This window comes from Ilumatobacteraceae bacterium (assembly GCA_033344875.1).
GTDB lineage: Bacteria > Actinomycetota > Acidimicrobiia > Acidimicrobiales > Ilumatobacteraceae > Ilumatobacter.
The window spans coordinates 1,773,302-1,791,462 of record JAWPMO010000001.1 but is presented as its reverse complement, the minus strand read 5'-3'; the positions used below and the strand labels follow the sequence as shown (position 1 = coordinate 1,791,462).

20 protein-coding genes and 1 riboswitch are annotated in these 18,161 nt (G+C 69.6%); of the genes, 8 read left to right on the top strand and 12 right to left on the bottom strand.

Translation table 11 applies throughout. From position 1 onward, the window contains the following. Positions 1–187 precede the first annotated feature (187 nt). Together zwf and gnd are read right to left on the bottom strand one after the other, a co-directional pair. Positions 188–1,591, bottom strand: a complete 1,404-nt coding sequence (gene zwf / locus R8G01_08505; GenBank protein MDW3214020.1) for a glucose-6-phosphate dehydrogenase — start codon at positions 1,589–1,591, stop codon at positions 188–190. Then, positions 1,588–2,625 carry a decarboxylating 6-phosphogluconate dehydrogenase gene (gene gnd, locus R8G01_08500; protein MDW3214019.1) on the bottom strand — a complete coding sequence of 346 codons (1,038 nt, stop codon included), beginning with the start codon at positions 2,623–2,625 and terminating at the stop codon, positions 1,588–1,590. The genes zwf and gnd overlap by 4 nt, the downstream gene beginning before the upstream one ends. A gap of 75 nt (positions 2,626–2,700) precedes the next feature. Between gnd and R8G01_08495 the strand changes: the two genes are divergently transcribed. From R8G01_08495 to R8G01_08480, 4 genes are all read left to right on the top strand, one after another. Further along, on the top strand, positions 2,701–3,339 hold the full coding sequence (locus R8G01_08495; GenBank protein ID MDW3214018.1) for a maleylpyruvate isomerase family mycothiol-dependent enzyme: 639 nt from the start codon (positions 2,701–2,703) through the stop codon (positions 3,337–3,339). 96 nt (positions 3,340–3,435) lie between these two features. Beyond that, positions 3,436–4,410, top strand: a complete 975-nt coding sequence (locus R8G01_08490; protein MDW3214017.1) for a TauD/TfdA family dioxygenase — start codon at positions 3,436–3,438, stop codon at positions 4,408–4,410. Next, positions 4,407–5,144 (top strand): aldolase, encoded by a 738-nt coding sequence (locus R8G01_08485; protein MDW3214016.1) that lies wholly within the window; start codon positions 4,407–4,409, stop codon positions 5,142–5,144. Before R8G01_08490 ends, R8G01_08485 begins: the two co-directional genes overlap by 4 nt. A gap of 28 nt (positions 5,145–5,172) precedes the next feature. Beyond that, positions 5,173–6,315, top strand: coding sequence for an FAD-dependent oxidoreductase (locus tag R8G01_08480; protein ID MDW3214015.1), 1,143 nt, complete (start codon positions 5,173–5,175; stop codon positions 6,313–6,315). Here the strand turns inward: R8G01_08480 and R8G01_08475 are convergent. The 9 genes from R8G01_08475 to R8G01_08435 all read right to left on the bottom strand — a co-directional run bounded on the left by R8G01_08475 (position 6,275) and on the right by R8G01_08435 (position 12,787). Next, a complete protein-coding gene (locus tag R8G01_08475; GenBank protein MDW3214014.1) occupies positions 6,275–7,192 on the bottom strand; it encodes an LLM class flavin-dependent oxidoreductase in 918 nt (305 codons plus the stop codon). The genes R8G01_08480 and R8G01_08475 overlap by 41 nt on opposite strands. Positions 7,193–7,308: 116 nt before the next feature. Then, complete coding sequence (locus R8G01_08470; GenBank protein ID MDW3214013.1) at positions 7,309–7,557, bottom strand: hypothetical protein; 249 nt, start codon at positions 7,555–7,557, stop codon at positions 7,309–7,311. Beyond that, entirely contained in the window at positions 7,557–7,847 is a 291-nt protein-coding gene (locus R8G01_08465) for a hypothetical protein (protein MDW3214012.1), read from the bottom strand. Before R8G01_08465 ends, R8G01_08470 begins: the two co-directional genes overlap by 1 nt. A 39-nt stretch (positions 7,848–7,886) precedes the next feature. Continuing rightward, a complete protein-coding gene (locus R8G01_08460; GenBank protein ID MDW3214011.1) occupies positions 7,887–8,336 on the bottom strand; it encodes a GNAT family N-acetyltransferase in 450 nt (149 codons plus the stop codon). Positions 8,337–8,364: 28 nt separating this feature from the next. After that, on the bottom strand, positions 8,365–8,991 hold the full coding sequence (locus R8G01_08455) for an ABC transporter ATP-binding protein (protein MDW3214010.1): 627 nt from the start codon (positions 8,989–8,991) through the stop codon (positions 8,365–8,367). Beyond that, positions 8,975–10,516 carry an iron ABC transporter permease gene (locus tag R8G01_08450; protein ID MDW3214009.1) on the bottom strand — a complete coding sequence of 514 codons (1,542 nt, stop codon included), beginning with the start codon at positions 10,514–10,516 and terminating at the stop codon, positions 8,975–8,977. Before R8G01_08450 ends, R8G01_08455 begins: the two co-directional genes overlap by 17 nt. A 47-nt stretch (positions 10,517–10,563) precedes the next feature. Continuing rightward, the gene (locus R8G01_08445) at positions 10,564–11,607 is read right to left on the bottom strand and encodes a thiamine ABC transporter substrate-binding protein (protein MDW3214008.1); all 1,044 of its coding nucleotides are present in this window, start codon (positions 11,605–11,607) and stop codon (positions 10,564–10,566) included. Next, a complete protein-coding gene (locus R8G01_08440; protein MDW3214007.1) occupies positions 11,604–12,296 on the bottom strand; it encodes a thiamine diphosphokinase in 693 nt (230 codons plus the stop codon). Before R8G01_08440 ends, R8G01_08445 begins: the two co-directional genes overlap by 4 nt. After that, positions 12,284–12,392, bottom strand: a riboswitch (TPP riboswitch). It overlaps the preceding gene by 13 nt. 8 nt (positions 12,393–12,400) lie before the next feature. After that, the gene (locus tag R8G01_08435) at positions 12,401–12,787 is read right to left on the bottom strand and encodes a nuclear transport factor 2 family protein (GenBank protein MDW3214006.1); all 387 of its coding nucleotides are present in this window, start codon (positions 12,785–12,787) and stop codon (positions 12,401–12,403) included. Positions 12,788–12,842: 55 nt separating this feature from the next. Between R8G01_08435 and R8G01_08430 the strand changes: the two genes are divergently transcribed. Beyond that, positions 12,843–14,216, top strand: a complete 1,374-nt coding sequence (locus R8G01_08430) for a hypothetical protein (GenBank protein MDW3214005.1) — start codon at positions 12,843–12,845, stop codon at positions 14,214–14,216. Positions 14,217–14,344: 128 nt separating this feature from the next. Continuing rightward, on the top strand, positions 14,345–15,562 hold the full coding sequence (locus R8G01_08425; protein ID MDW3214004.1) for a hypothetical protein: 1,218 nt from the start codon (positions 14,345–14,347) through the stop codon (positions 15,560–15,562). A 10-nt stretch (positions 15,563–15,572) separates the two neighbouring features. Here the strand turns inward: R8G01_08425 and R8G01_08420 are convergent, their stop codons facing one another. Beyond that, a complete protein-coding gene (locus R8G01_08420; GenBank protein ID MDW3214003.1) occupies positions 15,573–16,073 on the bottom strand; it encodes a VOC family protein in 501 nt (166 codons plus the stop codon). A gap of 199 nt (positions 16,074–16,272) precedes the next feature. Here R8G01_08420 and R8G01_08415 point away from each other — a divergent pair, with 199 nt between their 5' ends. Together R8G01_08415 and R8G01_08410 are read left to right on the top strand one after the other, a co-directional pair. Next, entirely contained in the window at positions 16,273–16,962 is a 690-nt protein-coding gene (locus R8G01_08415) for an FCD domain-containing protein (GenBank protein ID MDW3214002.1), read from the top strand. A 164-nt stretch (positions 16,963–17,126) separates the two neighbouring features. Beyond that, complete coding sequence (locus R8G01_08410) at positions 17,127–18,137, top strand: aromatic ring-hydroxylating dioxygenase subunit alpha (protein MDW3214001.1); 1,011 nt, start codon at positions 17,127–17,129, stop codon at positions 18,135–18,137. Positions 18,138–18,161 lie beyond the last annotated feature (24 nt).

The window sequence follows — 18,161 nt, the reverse complement described above, 5'->3', positions numbered from 1 at the left end:
CAGCGGTCGGAGTCGCGGCCCGTACGACGGGCCAGGCGGGCGAGGCGCCGGTGGTCGGCGTCGTCGCGGAGGTCGCGGAGATGTCGTTCGCTGATGTGGATGAGATCGGTGGGGTGCATGAGGTCGAACGTACGACTTCAACCGAACTTGAAGTCAAGCTCGCTCGGCGAGAAATTCGCCGGTGGCGTCAGCTGCTGGGTGCGTACCAGTGATCGCCGTCGCCGAGGAGACGTTCTGCCTCGGACGGGCCCCACGACCCGCGGAAGTACGGGTGCACCGGACCGGGTTCGTCGATGACCGGCTGCACGATCCGCCACGTCTGCTCCACGACGTCCTGGCGGGCGAACCGCCTCGGTGACCCGGCGATCGCATCGCCGAGCAATCGTTCGTAGGCGGCCGAGCGCTCGCCGAGCGCGGCGGCGAAGTCGACCGAGATGTCGACCTCCTGGCTGTCGAGGTGCGGGCCCGGCGTCTTGGCCTGGAGCGCGAACGTGACGCCGTCCTGCTTGCCCAACCGGAAACGCACGAGGTTGCGGCCCGGAGGCGGCCCACCGGCCTCGTCGAACAGGAGGCGTGGGGGCGTGTGGAACTCGATCACGGCTTCGGTCGCAGCTGCGGTCAGTCCCTTGCCGACCCGGACGTACCACGGCACGCCGGCCCAGCGCCAGGAGTCGATCACGAGCTTCGCGGCGGCGAAGGTCTCGACCGACGACCCCTCCTCGACGCCGGGCTCGTCGCGATACCCGACGTACTGGCCGCGCACGAGGTCGCTCGGTTCGATGGCGCGCATCGCCGCCATGACCTTGGCCTTCTCGTCTTGCAGGAACTGTGCGTCGGACCCGGCAGGTGGCTCCATCGCCAGCAGGGCGACGACCTGCAGCAGGTGGTTCTGCAACACGTCACGGATCGCGCCGACGCCGTCGTAGAACGACCCGCGGCCCTCGACCCCGATCGTCTCCGACATCGTGATCTGCACGCTGCGCACGTACCGGCGGTTCCACACCGGTTCGAGCAGGGTGTTGGAGAACCGGAACACGAGCAGGTCCTCGACGCTCTCCTTGCCGAGGTAGTGATCGATCCGGAAGATGCGCTCTTCCGGGAACACCTCGGCCAGCGTCTCGTTGAGCTGCTGCGCGCTCTCGAGGTCGCGACCGAACGGCTTCTCGACGACGATCCGACCACGCTGGTTGAGGTCGACCGATGCGAGCCGGTTGGCGACCTCGGGGAACATCGACGGTGGGATCGCCATGTAGTAGACGGCGTTGCACGACTGGTGGCGATCGAGCGTCGCCCGCAACTCGTCCCAGGTCGCCTGCTCGGCGTAGTCGCCCTGGATCAGGTCGAGCCGTTTGCACAGCGGGTCGAGCGCGACGGCGTCGGCGTGCGGCTCGGCGGCGATGATGGCGTCGCGAGCGTGCTGACGGAACGAGTCGTCGGTCCAGTCGCTCCGGGCGACGCCGATGACCGGGATGTCGAGCGCGCCGTCCTGCTCGAGGTGATACAGCGCCGGGAACAGCTTGCGCTTGGCGAGGTCGCCGGTGGCGCCGAACAGGACCAGTGCGTCGGCGCGGGGTTGTGACGAGTCGATCATCGGCTCGTGTTCTTCCGCTCGTGGTGGCCGCCGAAACCGGCCCGCATCGCCGACAGCACCTTGTCGCCCGTGTTCGACCGTCCCCGCGAACTGAATCGCTGGTACAACGCCGCCGAGAGGACCGGAGCGGGCACCCCTTCGTCGATGGCCGCATTGATCGTCCAGCGACCCTCGCCCGAGTCGCCGACGTGGCCGGAGTACTCATCGAGCGCCGGGTCGGTGAGCAGGGCCTCGGCGGTGAGATCGAGCAGCCAGCTGGTGACGACCGAACCGCGACGCCACACCTCGGTGACCGCGCCGAGATCGATGTCGTACCGGTAGTACTTCGCGTCGTTGAGCGGGGCGGTCTCGGCATCGGCGGCGTGGTCGACCGCGCCGATGTTCGCCTTGGACAGCACGTTGATGCCCTCGGCGTAGGCGGCCATCAGCCCGTACTCGATGCCGTTGTGGACCATCTTCACGAAGTGTCCGGCACCGGACGGGCCGCAGTGGAGCCAGCCCTGTTCTTCCGGGGTCGGATCGCCGGCGCGCCCAGGTGTGCGTTCGGCGGCCTCGACGCCCGGGGCGAGCGAGGTGAAGATGGGCTCGAGCTCCTCGACCGCCTCGCGGTCGCCGCCGATCATCAGGCAGTAGCCGCGCTCGAGGCCGTGGACCCCGCCGCTCGTGCCGACGTCGAGGTAGTGGATCCCGCGTTCGGCGAGCAGCGGTTCGCTGCGGTCGACGTCGTCGCGATACAGCGAGTTGCCGCCGTCGATGATCGTGTCGCCCTCGTCGAGCAGCGGTGCGAGTTCGTCGACGGTGGCGCCGACGAACGCGGCCGGGATCATCACCCAGATGTGGCGCGGTCGTTCCATCGCGGCGACGAGCTCGGCCATCGAGTGGGCCGGCGTGGCACCTTCGGCGGCGAGTTCGTCGACCGGTTGGGCGTTCCGGTCGTAGACCACGCACTCGTGGCCGTCGGCCATGACCCGGCGGACCATGTTGGCGCCCATCCGTCCGAGTCCGATCATCCCCAGCTGCATCGTCGGTTGCATGCGACCAGCCTGCCACGACGGAGCGCGAAGTGCTGCCGGTCGGTGCCCGTTTGTCGTCGGACTAACGTCCGGTCGGTGTCCGACGCCAACACGCCAGCGCCGAGTTCCGCCGCCATCACCTCGGGTGTGACGTCCGAGCAGTCCCTGGTCGACTGGTTGCAGACGATGCCGGAGGTCGACCCGTCGTCGCCGTCGCGGCTGCCCGGGTGGAGCGTCGGCCACGTCATGACCCACATCGCCCGCAACGCCGACGGGGTGCTCTCGATGTTCTCCGGGTTGCACCAGTACCCGCACGGGCTCGACGGGCGCAACGCCGACATCGAGGCCGGAGCGAGCCGCGGCTGGAGCGAACTCGTCGACGACGTGGTCTCCCGGAGCCGGGCCGTGGCGGCGGCGATCGCCGGTCGAGCCGATTGGACGGGCACGGTGCACATGCTGCCGGGCGAGCGCCCGACCGCCCAGGTGCCGTTGCTGCGTCAGCGCGAAGTCGAGGTGCATCGGGTCGACCTCGGATTCGGTGACGAGTTCGCCGACATGCCGGCCGACTACGTCCGCCGCGACCTCCGACTCATGGAAATGCTCTGGACGTCCCGCAAGCCGATGGGCATGACGACGCTGCCCGACGCAGCGCTCGCGCTCGATCCGCCGACGCGCCTGGCGTGGTTGATGGGGCGTGTCGAGGTGCCGGGGCTGGATCCCGCCGGACTGTTCTGACGCGACGACCCGCGGTGGTCAGGTCGTGCCCGCCGACGTGGTCGACTCGAATCAGTGGCCGACGGATTGGTACTGTCCGCGTCGAAGGAGGTGTCGGTGATCTCACCACCCATGGATACCCACCGTTCGCTCCCCGTCGTCGCCGAGATCGGCGATGCAGACCGGTCCGATCCGGTGGGATGGGCGACGCGACACCGCGAGGTGATCGAGTCCGATCTGCACCGCTCCGGTGCGGTCTTGATCAGCGGTGCCGAGGTCCGATCTGCCGATGTCTTCCGAGCGGTGTGCGCGGCGATCTGCCCGCAGCTGCGCAACTACGTCGGCGGTGACTCGCCGCGCGCCGGTGTGGCGGACCAGGTGTACACGTCGACGGAGTACCCGGCTCACCTCGAGGTGTTCCTCCACAACGAGCTTTCCTATGCCGGATGGTCGCCGGATCGGCTCTTCTTCTACTGCGAGGTTCCGGCGGAGACGGGTGGCGAGACCCACCTCGCTGACGGCCGCGAGATCCTCCGACGATTGGATCCGACCGTGCGCGACCGGTTCGAGCGACGAGGCGTCACCTATCTGCAGCACCTGTGGGACGCCGACGACGAACCTGGCGTCGGCAAGTCATGGCAGGAGACGTTCGAGACGTCCGACCGTGCCGATGCCGAGACGTACCTGTGCGAGGCCGGGATGCAGTTCGAGTGGACCACCTCCGGACTCCGCACGGCGGCCACGCACCCAGCTGTCGTCGAGCATGCGGTCACGGGTGAGGACTGCTGGCACAACCAGGCCGATCAGTGGCATCGCGAGATCGACGGTGTGAAGGTGTCGTTCGGCGGTGCCGGTGATGCCCGGGTCGATCCCCTGACGGCGGGCGTCGACACGCTCGGCAACCACGTGACCTTCGGCGACGGCACCGAGATCGACGTCGCCGACCTGCTCCACGTCCGAGCGGTGTCGCAATCGTGCGAGGTGGTGTTCCCGTGGCACGCCGGCGATGTGTTGGTGATCGACAACGTGCTCGCGATGCACGGCCGCAAGCCGTTCACCGGTCATCGGCGAGTGCTGGCGGCGATGGGATGAGCGCACCACACGCGTCGGCATCCGTCGGCCGGCTGCGTCACGAACTGGCCGGAGCGTTCCGGCTCGCCGACCGTTTCGGCTTCTCGGAGGGGATCTGCAATCACTTCTCCGCCGTCAGCCCGATCGACGACGAGCAGTTCCTGATCAACCCGCTCGGACTCCACTGGTCGGAGATCGGCCCGGACGATCTGCTCCTGATCGACGGCGACGGCAACGTGGTCGAAGGTCGAGGCTCGGTGGAGGCGACCGCATTGCACATCCACGTGGCGGGGCACCGCGCCAATCGACGTCATCGTGTGATCCTGCACGTCCACATGCCGCACGCGACGGCGTTGACGATGGTCGAGGGTGGACGACTCGAGATGGCCCACCAGACGGCCGTCCGGTTCCATCGGCGGATGACCCACGTCGCGTTCCGTGGCATCGCGCTCGACCGCGCCGAGGGTGATCGGCTCGCCGACGCCCAACGGGCCGACCCGTCGGTCGACGTGATGTTCCTCGACCATCACGGCGTCACGATCGGCGGCGAATCCGTCGCGGTCGCGTTCGACGACCTGTACTACCTCGAGCGGGCGTGCCGGCAGCAGATACTCGCTCAGTCGACCGGGCTTCCACTCCGGCTCATCCCCGAGCCGGTTCTCGGCGAGACCTCGTGCCAGCTCGAGCAGATCCGGCGCGAGTCGGCCGCCGAACACTTCGAGGCGCAGATGCGAGTCCACGGTCGGTTGCCGTGACGTCCGGGCGCATCGCGATGTGACGGCCGTGGAAACGGCCGACGTCGTCGTGATCGGCGCCGGCATCGCCGGTCTGTCGGCGGCCTCGGCGATGAGTGCCGAGGCCTCGGTCGTCGTGGTCGACATGGAGGCCACGCCGGCCCAGCATGCGACCGGACGATCCGCCGCGCTGTTCCTGCCGACCTATGGCCCGGCGACCGTCCGCAGGTTGGCCGCTGCGAGCGCGGAGTTCTTCGATTCGGCCGGCGACGGGTGGTCCGGCACGCCGCTGGTGACGCCGCGGTCCGTGATGTATGTCGCCGACGAGGCACACCACGCTCGTCTGGCCGCGATGGCGGATGCCCTGGGCCGGGCAGGCGGCCGGGTCGACCTGATCGGTGCATCGGCGTGCCGCGAGCGTTGCCCGGCGCTCCGGGACGACTGGGTGGTCGCCGGCGCCGTCGACCCGGACGCCCTCGACATCGACGTCGCTGCCACGGTGGCGGCGTTCCGCGCCGCGCTGATTCGGCACGGCGGACGACTGCGGGTCGATCATCGGGTGGTCGGCCTGGATCGGACGGCCTCGGGGTGGACCGTGCGAACGAACGCCGGTCGCTTCTCGGCGGGCATGATCGTCAACGCTGCCGGGGCATGGGTCGACCACGTGGCGACACTGGCCGGCGTCGCCCCGCTCGGTTTCCGGCCGAAGCGCCGGACGATGGCGGTGAGCCCGTTCGCCGCCGACGCCGACCCGGGCGACCACTTCGTCGCTCACGCCACCATGAACTTCTACTTCGGTGCCGAGCGCGGCGACACGGTCATGTACTCGCCCGCCGACGAAACCCCGAGCGCACCGACCGACGCCCGACCCGAAGAGATCGACGTCGCCATCGCGATCGACCGGATCAACGCGGCGACGACGCTCGGTCTGCGTTCCGTTCGACAGAGCTGGGCCGGTCTGCGGACGTTCTCACCCGACGGTGACCTCGTCATCGGGCCGGACGCCGGCGATCCGACCTTCGTGTGGTGCGGCGGCCAGGGCGGCTACGGCATCGAGACGTCGCCGGCCGCGGGTATCGCGACGGCGGCCCTCGCGTCGGGCCGTGCCCTCCCGGAGTTGCTCACCGCGGTCGGTCTCACCCCGGCCGCACTCACGGCGGACCGGTTGTCGTCGTCCGGATCTCGGGGATGACCTGCCGTGCGATGCGTCGGAACGACTCGAGTTGAGATCGATCGCTCGGGTAGTAGAGCCCGATGTCCGTGTACCCGGCTTCCCGACAGCTGGACACGAGTCGGACGAAGATTTCGTCGTCGTCGTAGTACCGGATCCTGCCGCCTGCCGCGCGGGCCTCTGCATCGAACAGGTTGACGCCGCGCCGGAGCGTCGACCGGTCGCGCCCGATCTCGTCGCACAGGTCGTTCATCCGCCCGGCCCGTTCGACGAGCTCGTCGATCTGGGCATCGAAGTCGGGTGAGAAGCTCATCGTGTTCCAGCCATCGGCGAAACGCGCGGCGTGACGCATCATCAGCGGGCCGAGCGCCGCGGCGACGACCGGCAGACGAGGTCGTTGCTTCGACGACGGGTTCATGACCGCGTCGTCCGCGGAGTAGTAGTCACCCTCGTAGGTGGTGGTTTCCTGAGAGAGCAGCAGGCTCAGCAACTCGATGTACTCGGCGAATCGGCCGACGCGCTCGGCATTGGACCAGTTCGGCAAGCCGATCATCTCGGCGCTCGGGTCGATGGTCAGGCCGGTGCCGAGGCCGAGCTCGACACGGCCTCCCGAGATCTGGTCGACCGTGACCGCCTGATGCGCGAGGACGCCGGGATGGCGGAGCGGGATCTGCGACACGTTCGTGCTCAGCCGGATCGACGTCGTCTCGACCGCGAGCGCAGCCATCAGGGCCCAGCACTCCATCCAGAACGCCGGCGGGTTCGCCCAGTCGCAGAAGTGATCGGGGACGGCGACCAGATCGAAGCCGAGTTCCTCGACGTCGAGGACCTGCGCCCGGTAGTCGTCCCACGGTCGGCCCGGCAAGGTCAGCACCTGAAAGCGCAGCGCAGTGGTCATGCCGGTGACGGTAACCCATGACCGCACGACCGGTGACGGACGACCGGGTGACCGGGTGACCGGGCAGCGAGCCAGGGAGGCGTGTCCGAAGTCGAACGACGTCGCGAACCGGCCGGCTACCGCGGACGCGGAACCGGCGACGCCGCGGGGCCGAGGTCGTCGACATCGGACGCGACCGCTTCGGCGGGGCCCTGACCGTCGGGGCTCAACCACCGACGGTCGAGCCAGAACGATTCGAGCGTCAGCCTCGTGAGCTTGATCGCATGGACCGCATGACGCGCGGCCGGGTCGTCGCTGTGCAACGTCGCCAGGTCGGCGACGGCATCCTCGACCTGAACACGGGTTCTCGGGGCTGCCCGGTTCATCACGCCGCCGCCTCGAACGCGGCGTCGAACTCGTCGGCGCGCGTCCGGAACCGGAACGCCGTGGAGCGGAGATCGTCGGCCGCCCGGTGCAACTGGTGCAGGTTGCGGTCGAGCAGCGTGCGGCACAGCCGGCCCTCCGCACCGGGAGCGAGCGAATCCGGCTCGACCTCGGCCAGGGTCATGACGAGCGACCGCTCGATGGCCGTCGCCAGTGAGATGAGGTCGTCGGCTCGGCGTCGCAACTCGGGTGCGTACGCCGATCCCTCCGCTGAGGCTGTTTGATCCGTCACGGACCGAGTGAGGGGAGCGAGACCGGGAGAAGGGAAACGTCAGAGGTACGTGACGATGTCGTGGTGGGGCAGGCCGGTCGTCAGGTCGACGTACTCGTGGCCTTTGGTCGTGAATCCGTGCCGCTCGTAGAACGAGAGCGCGGCCACGCGGGCGCGAGCCCAGACGAGTGTCGACCCGACGTCGCCGCACCGTCCGAGGCCGGCGACCAGCAACCGGTCGCTGACCCCGGTCCCGCGCGCGGCGGGTGCGGTCGCCATACCACGCAACTGATGGCCGGGGTGTCCGGGCAGGTCGGGGTAGCGGCGGTTCATCCAGGTCGAGATCGCCACGAGCGTGCCGTCGGCGGTGGCGCCGAGATGGAACGTGGAGTCGTCGTCGTCGCCGTCGAACACGACCTGGTCGGTCAGTGTGCCGTCGCGCAGCAACGATCGCCGGAGGTCGTGGGTGTCGACGGTGTCGATCTCGACGATCTCGACGGCCCGGGTCATGGTGTCGACGTTAGCGAGCGGTCGCCGGTCAGAGATCGCCGAGCCGCACGACCCGGTCGGCGACGAGTTCGGCCTCCTCGACGTCGTGGGTGACCCAGATCGAGGTCGTGCGCGTCGAGCGCAGCACGGCACCCAACTCGCCGGCGAGCCGGATGCGCAGGTCCTGGTCGAGTCCGGACAGCGGTTCGTCGAGGAGCAGAACGGCCGGCGTCGGCGCGAGCGATCGAGCGAGCGCCACGCGCTTGGCCTCGCCGCCCGAGAGGCGCTCGATCGACCGTCCGGCGAACCCGTCGAGACCGACGAGGCCGAGCAACCGAGCGACGCGCTCCCGGCGTTCGGCCTTCGGGACGCCCGCCATCCGGAGCCCGAACGCCACGTTGGCGCCGACGTCGAGGTGCGGGAACAGTTGCTCGTCCTGGAACACCATCCCGACGCCGCGACGGTGGGTCGCCACCTCGGTGACGTCGGTGCCGTCGATCGTCACCGAACCGCGGTCGGGTCGGACGATGCCGGCGACCACGCGGAGGAGTGTGCTCTTGCCGCTCCCGGAGGGGCCGAGGAGTGCGACCGTCTCGCCGTCGGCCACGTCGAGCGTGACCCCGTCGAGGACGACGGTCCCGTCGAACGACACGGCGACGTCACGAACCGTGAGCACGGTCACCTCCCCGATCGACGAGCATCACGATCGTGATCGTGGCCGCCGCGAGGATCGTCGACAACGCGAACGCCTGCGCCTGGAACAGGCTGCCGGTCCGCCCGAGCAGTCGCTCGATCGCGATCGGCAACGTCTCGCCGCCCGATCGGGCGAGGAAGCTGGTGGCACCGAACTCCCCGAGCGAGATCGCGGCCGCGAAACCAGCTGCGGCAGCGAACGGTCGACGCAGGGCCGGGAGCGTCGTGTGCGCCCACGCCCGGACCGGCGACGCTCCCAGCGTCGACGCGGCCGCCGCCTGGTCGGACGGGATCGAGCGCACGACCGCCATCGCGGTGCGGACGACGAACGGCGCTGCGACGAGGGCGTGACCGACCGGGACGAGCCACCATTCGGCCCGCCAGTCGACCGGTGGCGTGTCGAACGTGATGAGCATGCCGAACCCGATCGTGATCGCCGACGTGCCCAGCGGCAGCATCAGGCCGACGTCGAGTACCCGTCCGCTCCGGCCGAGCGCGCTGATCGCGGCGACCGCCGTCGCTCCGATGACGAGCGCGAACAGCGTCGCCCAGATCGCGGTGGTGGCGGAGCGTTGGAGCGCGCCGAGCGGGTCGATGCCGAGGCGGAGGCCCGGCCGGATCTCGTTGTTGCCGAGCGCACGCCATGCCGTGAGCGAGTAGCCGCCCTCGAACCGCATCGATCGTTCGACCAGCGCGACGAGCGGGGCTACGACGATCGCGGCGGTGAGGCCGACGGCGGATGCGACCGAGATCCTTTCTCGGCCGACGGGGCGGCGGCGACGATCGGCATGCGACGTGACGAACCGATGCGTGTGTCGCCGCTGCTGTCGGGACGACCACGCCACCATGATCCCCAGCGCCACCAGCTGGATGATCGACAGGACCGCCGCACCCCCGATGTCGCCGAGCTGGGTCGCCCGGCGCCACACCTCGACCTCGATCGTGGTGCGGTTCGCGGTACCGAGCACCCGGATCACGCCGAACGACGTGAACGTGAACAAGAACACGATCGCCGCGGCGGCGGCGATCGACGAACGGAGCAGCGGGAGTGTCACCGTTCGGAACGTGGTGAGCCGGGTCGCGCCCAGCGTCGCTCCGGCGTGTTCGAGGTCGACGGGGATCCGTTCCCACGCTGCGCCGACCGTGCGGACGACGACCGCGAGGTTGAACGCCACGTGCGCGCCGAGGATCGCCCAGACGCTGCGATCGAGCGAGTCGGGGAGCAGCGCCACGAACGCCGCGCCGACCACGACGGTCGGCAGCACGAAGACGGCGGTCAGCGTGCTCGTGAGTGCCCGCCGACCCGGGAACTCGAACCGTGACACGGCCCACGCAGGCGCGAGTCCGATCACGACCGTGAGTGCCGTGCTCGCGCACGCCTGCCAGGTCGTGAACCAGAGCACCCGCCACGTGTCGGGCCGGTCGAGGGTCTCGCGCAGCGCCGTGCCGTCGAGGCCGCGCGCCAGCAGTGTCCCGAACGGCCAGAGGTAGAAGACCGCGAGGAACACCGCCGGCGGGAGGCCGACGGCGTCGACGAACCGCCGTGGGAGCCGGTTCAGCGAAGGACGGCGGCGTTCCAGCGCTCGATCCAGTCGGTGCGGTTGGCGTCGATCAGGCTCGGGTCGATCGTGATCGACGAGTCGGGGATCGCCGCGTAGAGCTCGAACTCGGTTTCGAGCTCGACGTCGTCGTTGGCCGGGAACACGAACAGGTTGAGTGCGATCTCGCGCTGGAACCGCTCGCTGATGAGGAAGTCGATCAGCTTGCCGGCGTTCTCCGGTGCATCGGTGCCGCGCAGGATCCCGGCGAACTCGACCTGACGGAAGCAGGTCGACTCGACCACGCCGCTGGCGGCCTCGTCGAGCGGCTCCTCGGCGTACAGCACCTCGAACGGTGGGCTCGAGCCATAGCTCACGACCAGCGGACGGTCACCGCCGGCGCGGGTGAAGTCGCCGTAGTACGCCTCCGACCAGCCGTTCGCGACCTTGACGTCGTTGGCGCGCAGGCCTCGCCAGTACTCCTCCCAGCCGTCCTCGCCGTACGTGGCGATGGTGGCGAGCAGGAACGCGAGCCCGGGCGACGACGTGCCGGGGTTCTCGACGACGAGTTTGCCCTCGTACTCGGGCAGCAGCAGGTCGGCGAACGATGTCGGTGGAGCGAGGTCGAGTCGATCGAGTGCGCCGATGTCGTAGTTGAGGCACACGTCGCCGAAGTCGACCGGGGTCGCGTGGTGGTCGGGCACGAGATCGGTCAGGTCGCTCGGGATCGCATCGAGCCCCTCGGCCTCGTAGGGCTCGAACACGTCGGCTTCGATCGCCCGCGACAGGAACGTGTTGTCGATGCCCCAGATGACGTCGGCCTCGGGGTTGCCGGCGGTCAGCGCCGCGGCCGAGACCATCGTGCCGGTGTCGCCGGCGATCACGACCTCGACCTCGATGCCGGTCTCCTCGGTGAACTCGTCGAGCGCGATCGCGATCGGTCCCTCGGGGTCGTCGGGGAACGATTCGTAGGTCAGCAGGCGCAGCGAGTCGGGTTCGTCGCTGCTGCAGGCACCGATGGCCAGCGCAGCGGTCGCGGCGAGTAGGAGTGGGCGTTTCACGTTGCCTCCGTGGGAGTGGTGTGGTGGGGGTTGACGGGAGTGGTGGGGTGGGGGTTGACGAAGATGGTCAGGACGCCGGCGAGGACGGAGACGCCGACCGCGTCGTTGGTCGCCTCGTTGCTCACGCCGAGCCCGACGAGCGGGCCGAGATCCGCACGGTCGAGCGGCCACCGAACGCCGTCGACCGAGACGCCCGTGCAGGTGCCGTGCAGGGCCAGCAATGAGATCGGGGTGCCGGGTGCGGTGTCGATCCGGGTCCGGCCCGGGCCGTGGAGCACGGCGATCCGCTGGTCGCCCCACCATCCGTCGATCACCGGGATGCTCGTCAGGGAGCTCGCCCCGAGCGCCCCGATCGCCGCGAACGTGTGGTCGAGGCGGTCGCCGCCGCCGGAGATCAGCATCAGGCGTCGCGGGTTCAGGTCGGCCGCGGTCGCGAGGGCGAGTTCGGTGTCGGTGTGGTTCTTGTCGGGTGAGTGGCGTTCGACGGTCGCGTGGGCCTCGGCCCAGGCGAGACCGTCAGCGGAGACCGAGTCGAGGTCGCCGACGAGCGCGGCCGGCTCCAGGCCCGCGGCGAGCGCGTGGTCGAGGGCGCCGTCCGCCGCGAGCACGATCGCACCGGACGGGATGGCGTCGACGGCGCGGGCTGGCAGCGGTGCAGCACCGGTGACCACGATGACGATGTCGTTCATGCGTTCCCTCCGCCGGCATTATCCGGATCAGGTTCTCGGGTCGGTGGTGGGACCACCCTCTCAGCCCGCCTGGCGCAAGCTCCCCGTCGGTTGTGTCGGCCACCTTAGCGGTCTTCGACGGCTCCCGTCTGGCGCAGGAAGGTGAGGCTGTCCCAGACATCGGTGCGGCGTGCGATGAGACCGTCGCGGATCTCGAACAGCATCACGCCGGGGATGTCGATCGGGTGCCCGTCGAAGTTGGCGGTCATCCGGTAGCGGGCGGCGACGCTGTTGCCCTCGGCGATGGTCTCGACGACCTCGTACTGGAGGGCGGCGAACTGGGCGAGGAAACCGGGCAATCGCTCGCCGTAGGCGGCGCGGCCGTTCAGCCCGGAGCCGAGTTCGCTCGTGTGTTCGTTGACGAAATCCTCGGTGACGAGCGCGACGATCGCGTCGACGTCGGCGGCCGAGAGCGCGGCCAGATACTGCTCTGCCGTCGTGCGTGGGTCCATGTGAGGCACGGTACCGCGCCGGCCCCGGTTCGACGATGTGGTCTGATGGAGGACGGTGGACGAGGGGCACGAGTCGGAGCGCATCGAGATCGAACTGACCTCGCACGACCCTGCGGGGGCGGCGGCCCGCGCCCGCCGCATGCGGTCCGTACCGGTCGGCGGTGAGGGTGACGCCACCGACCCGGGCGAGACGGGCGTACCGGTTGAACCGGGGTTCCTCGGGACCGAACGGGGACGTCTCGTGACGGTCGGCGCGGTCGCAGCGATGATCGCCCTGCTCGTCGGGGTGCTGCTGGGTCGGATCGGTTCGGGTGAGGTCGAGTCGTCCGGCGGCGACGGCGCGGTGACGACCGACGAGGTGACGACCGACGAGGCCACGACGACCACCCGCCCTGCGAGCACCGGCGACACACTGCCTCGAGCGCCGACGGTCCTGGCGCCGACGACGACGCGACCCGTGCGAACGACCACGACCACGATCGGTGTCGACGACCTGGTCGCCGGCTCGGTCGCGATCAACCCCGGGGTCGCCCGGGAGAAGATCGAGATCGTCGCGATGACCGGATCGGGCGTGCTGGTCCGGATCGATGCGATCACCGGGGCGACGCACAGCACCGGCACCGGTGCGGGGTTCGGGCAACCGTTCGTGACGGTGAGTGCCGACGGCGTGATCGTTCCCGACGATCGCGGTGGCTTCGTCTTCATCGCCGACGACGGGTCGCGGACGTCGGTCGACCTCGGAGGCTGGTGGCCGCCGCTGACGTCCACGTCGACCGTCTGGCGAGCCGAGATCGACCAAGGAACGGGACAGGTGACCGGTTTGGTCGAGGTGTCGTTCGACGGGATCGAGACCGGAGCGGTGATCGACGTCGACGGGTACTACCCGCAGGCGATCGATCCGCTGGGCGGCGTCATCGTGCAGGCGCCCGGCGGCTTCTACGCCGTGAGGCCCGATGCGCGCGAACGAGTGACCGACGGCATGCTCCTCGCGCTGGGTGAACGAACCGCGGTGGTGCACGAGTGCGACGTCCGGCTCGACTGCGGGTACTTCGTGGTCGATCGGGCGTCGGGCACCCGTGAGCGGCTGGCGCTCGACCCGGACAGCGTCGAGCGGATCGAGTTCGGGGGCTTCGGCTGGTGGAGCCTCGGGGCGCCCCTGAGCCCGGACGAGGATGCGCTGGTGGTGGTCACGTTCGGCGACCGCGGGCCGGCGATGGGCGTGCTCGACCTGACGACCGGCTCGTACGTGGAGCTCGGTCGCTTCGAGAACGAGCCGCATGCGGCGTGGGGTCCGGGCGGTCGGCACCTCTACTGGCTGGAGGCCGGCCGGATCATGGTGTTCGACCGGTCGACGGGCGAGTCGGTGCCGTTCTCGGACGATCTCGATCGGGTGGTCGCCCTCGATATCCGACCGTTCGTCGCCCGCTGACCATGTCGAGCCCCGACGGACCGGAGCCCATCGAGATCGAACTGCTCCCGAGCGATGGTGTCGCGTCGCCGAATCGAGAGTCGTCGCCGGATTCGCCCCCGGCTGATGTGGGCCCCGAACCCCGTGGGATGTTGGTGCCGGTCGTGGTCGGGATCATCGCGCTCGGTGTCGGCTGGATGCTGGGCCGCAGCGGGCCCGATACCTCGCCGAGCGTTGCACCCGTCGTCGCCTCGACGATCGCGGTCGGCGACCCGGTGGCGACGATCGATCCGGTGCCGACGACGGCGCCGGCGACGACCGGCGCACCGCAGCCCGCCTCGCCGGCGGCCACGACCGAACCGGCGCGTCCGCCCATGATCGAGACCGACGTCGACGTACCGGCGGCACTGCTCGGGCAGCCGATCGAGATCGTCGCCTACGGCAACGGGCGACAGCTGTTCCACCTCGACCTCGGTGCGGTGACCCTCCGCTCGCAGCGGGTGACTGCGCAACCCTTCGGGCGGGCCCGACTGCTCGTCGGTCCGACGTGGGCGTTGTTCCCGAGCAACGACGCCGACCTGTCGTCCACGATCGTGTGGGACGACGGCCGTGCCGCAGCCGTCGAGGCCGGCACGTCCGACCAGATCCTCGGGGTCGCCGACGGCGGTGCGCTGTGGTGGGTCGTTCCGGCGCCGGACCTGCGAGCGGGTGTGATCGTCCAGCGGCGCACGGTGCAGGGCGAGTTCGACGAGGTGATCGCCGGGGTGCCGGTGGCTCCGTCCGGAGTCGACCCGGCCGGGGGTGTCCTGCTGGAGCTCGCCGACGGTTGGTTCGGTGTCGAGCCGCAGCGGGCCGTCACCGATCCCGAGTCCGGCGCGGCGAGGGTCGTCGCCCCGGCCGTGGCGTCGATCACCTCGGGCCGTCTGCTGGCGATCAGCGCCGGGCTGGCGCTGGTGGAGGAGTGCGATGATCGACTCGTCTGTGCCCGCATCGTGGTCGATCGGGCGACGGGCGAGCGGCGCGCGATCGAGCCAGACGAGTACACCGGGCCGGTGCGGTACGCCCTCGTCGGCGGCTCGTCGGTCGCGCCAGGCGGTCGCTCGGCGGTGGTCGAGGTGCTCGACCCGGACGATCGGGCATCGACGCAGCGCTCGCTCGGGGTGGTCGACCTCGTCACCGGCGCCGTCGACGACATCGGACCGACGCAGGACGTCGATCAGGTCGCGTGGACCCCCGACGGTCGCTTCCTGCTCTTCATCGCCGGCGGTCGTGTGGTCGCGTACGACATTGAGGCGATGCTCGTCTCCGTCGTCGCGGACGAACTGGTGGCGATCGATGCGTTCGGGGTGCGAGCGACGGGGGAGTGAGCGACGAGGGTCAGCCGGCGGGCGGCGGGCCGTAGCGCTCGCGCAGCGTGGCGTAGACGCCCTGGTCCCACGAGAACTCGAGCGTGTTGCCGTCGGGGTCCTTGACCATGCAGATGTAGCCGATCGGTGGCGGCATCGTCGTGGCCGGCATGCCGAGGCATCCGGCGGCCTCGGCCTTGGCGGCGATCTCGTCGACCGCCTCCTTCGTGGGCACCTCGATGCCGAAGTGAGCGAACGGTGCGAGGACTTCCTTCGGGGCATCGGCGAACGGGTCGCAGCCCTCGAAGAACTGGGCGACGACGAGGATGAACGGGTTGTTGGTCGCACCGGGCATGCCGAGCCACGCGCCGTAACCCATCTCGTCCTCGCGGCGGTCGATCAGCTCGAGCGGCGTCATCGACGTGTAGAACTCGATGGTGGCGTCGATGTCGTCGACGCGCAGTGCGACGTGCGTCCACCGGGGCTCGCTGGGGTGGATGTCGTACGTCGGTGTCTCGGTCGATGTGTCCATGGGTGTCCCTCCCGTCCTGTTGGGCAACGGCTGCCCGCTGCGGGCACTGTAGTCGACGGTCCGATGGTCTGACCACGCCACCCTCCGCGAAACTCGGCCCGCGATGTCCGAGGTGGGGTATTGTCTGGGTGCATGGTCCGACCATCGGCCCAGACGAGATGAGGAGCGCACCCTGACCGACCAGCTGAAGTTCGAGCCGGTGTCGCGACGCACGGTCAGCACGCAGATCCGAGAGCAACTGCTCCATCGCATCACGACGGGCGAGTTGTCACCCGGTGAGCGGATCCCGTCCGAGCGCGAGCTCAGCGACCAGTTCGAGGTCGCCCGCACGTCGGTGCGCGAAGCGATCCAGGGCCTGCTGTCGATCGGCGTCATCGAGCGTCGCGGCAACCGCACCTGTGTCGCCGAACATCTGCCCGACGTCTCCGTCGACGGCGGCGACCACCGCAAGACCTTCGTCAAGGAGTTGTTCGAGACCCGCCGGGTGTTGGAGGCTCCGATCTTCGCGATGGCGGCGGAGCGGGCCGACGACGTTGCTCGCGCGTCGGTCGCGGCGATCATGACCCGGTTCGAGGACGACCTCGAACTCGATGGTTTCCGTCAGCTCGACCGGGAGTTCCACACCACGATCGCTGCGCAGTGCGGCAACCCGCTCCTGATCGAGCTGTACGGCAAGGTGCTGGACCAACTCTTCCGGTCGCACGACTTCGATGCGTTGCTCAGCGACGAGCACAACCGCCCGGAAGTGGAGCGGATCGTCGCTCGCGCGATCGCCGACCATCGCAGCATCGCAGCGGCGTTCGCCTGCGGTGATGGCAACGCCATCACCGCGGCGACGACGCATCACATCGACGGCATCGAACACTCGATGGTCGACGACCTGCGCTGACGCGTCACCTCGACTGCTCCACCCCTCCAGCGACGCCCGCCGGAGGTCGATCGACGTGCTCAAGCGTGATTCGACGTGACACGAACCGTGGAGTATGGTCAGATGGTCAGACCAAGTGGTGATCGCTTCCATGCGCTCCACACCCACGATCGATCGGGGAGAAGATGACGACCTTCGTCCACAGTGCAGCCGTACGATCCGCCTGGCATCCGGTCGCCGAGTCCGCCGATGTCGGCGACGGCCCCCTCGGATTCCGGCTCCTCGGTGAGGATCTGGTCGTCTGGCGGGCGGGCGTCGACGAACTGGTCGTCGCTCACGACCGGTGTCCGCACCGTGAGGCTCCGCTGTCGATCGGCACCGTCGACGACGGCCGCCTGGTGTGCGCCTACCACGGGTGGGCGTTCGGTGAGGCCGGACGTTGCGTGCTCGTGCCCTCGTCGGGCGAGGACGCCACGGTCCCGCCGGCCGCACACCTCGCGACCCGATGGGTCGAGGAGCGATACGGCCTCGTCTGGGTGAGCCTCGAGGAACCGACCACCGAGATCCCGGTCATCGCCCACGAGGACGACCCGGCGTTCCGTCGGATCAACAGTGGGATGCAGTCGTGGCAGGTGTCCGCGCCCCGCATGGTCGACAACTTCTGCGACATCAGCCACTTCCCGTGGGTGCACGTCGGCACGTTCGGCGGCGGCCAGACCGCCAGGGTGCCCCGGATCGAACTCGGCGAACTCGACCACGGCTGGTACGGCTACGCCTACGAGGTCGACGCGAACAACCCCGATCTCGCGGCCGCCACCACCGGCACCGACGAGGCGGTCGTGCACCGGCGGATGAGCACCGGGTTCCACCTGCCGCTCAGCGTGCGGAGCACGATCGAGTACGAGACCGGTCTGCACCACATCCTGCTGCTCTGTTCGACCCCCGTCGACGACGAGACGTCCCTGTTCACCTTCGTGGTGTGGCGCAACGACGATCACAGCGCCGACCCCGAGGAGACGATCGCGTTCGATCGGGCGATCGGCGCCGAAGACAAGCGGATGCTCGAGCAGGTCAGCGGCACGATGCCGCTCGGTCGCACCGATCTCGTCAGCGTCCAGTCCGACCGCTGCTCGGTCGAATGGCGGCGGCGTTTCGCCGACCTGGTGGCCGGTCCGGTCGAGGCGGCGGAAAGTTGACGGGCGGGTCCGTGGCCGATTATG

What these genes read in the sequence shown, in the direction of transcription:
- R8G01_08440 (MDW3214007.1), bottom strand. Translation starts at nt 12,296, where the DNA reads ATGAACGACATCGTCATCGTGGTCACCGGTGCTGCACCGCTGCCAGCC.
- R8G01_08485 (MDW3214016.1), top strand. Translation starts at nt 4,407, where the DNA reads ATGAGCGCACCACACGCGTCGGCATCCGTCGGCCGGCTGCGTCACGAA.
- R8G01_08425 (MDW3214004.1), top strand. Translation starts at nt 14,345, where the DNA reads ATGTTGGTGCCGGTCGTGGTCGGGATCATCGCGCTCGGTGTCGGCTGG.
- R8G01_08410 (MDW3214001.1), top strand. Translation starts at nt 17,127, where the DNA reads ATGACGACCTTCGTCCACAGTGCAGCCGTACGATCCGCCTGGCATCCG.
- zwf (MDW3214020.1), bottom strand. Translation starts at nt 1,591, where the DNA reads ATGATCGACTCGTCACAACCCCGCGCCGACGCACTGGTCCTGTTCGGC.
- R8G01_08475 (MDW3214014.1), bottom strand. Translation starts at nt 7,192, where the DNA reads ATGACCACTGCGCTGCGCTTTCAGGTGCTGACCTTGCCGGGCCGACCG.
- R8G01_08470 (MDW3214013.1), bottom strand. Translation starts at nt 7,557, where the DNA reads ATGAACCGGGCAGCCCCGAGAACCCGTGTTCAGGTCGAGGATGCCGTC.
- R8G01_08460 (MDW3214011.1), bottom strand. Translation starts at nt 8,336, where the DNA reads ATGACCCGGGCCGTCGAGATCGTCGAGATCGACACCGTCGACACCCAC.
- gnd (MDW3214019.1), bottom strand. Translation starts at nt 2,625, where the DNA reads ATGCAACCGACGATGCAGCTGGGGATGATCGGACTCGGACGGATGGGC.
- R8G01_08435 (MDW3214006.1), bottom strand. Translation starts at nt 12,787, where the DNA reads ATGGACCCACGCACGACGGCAGAGCAGTATCTGGCCGCGCTCTCGGCC.
- R8G01_08420 (MDW3214003.1), bottom strand. Translation starts at nt 16,073, where the DNA reads ATGGACACATCGACCGAGACACCGACGTACGACATCCACCCCAGCGAG.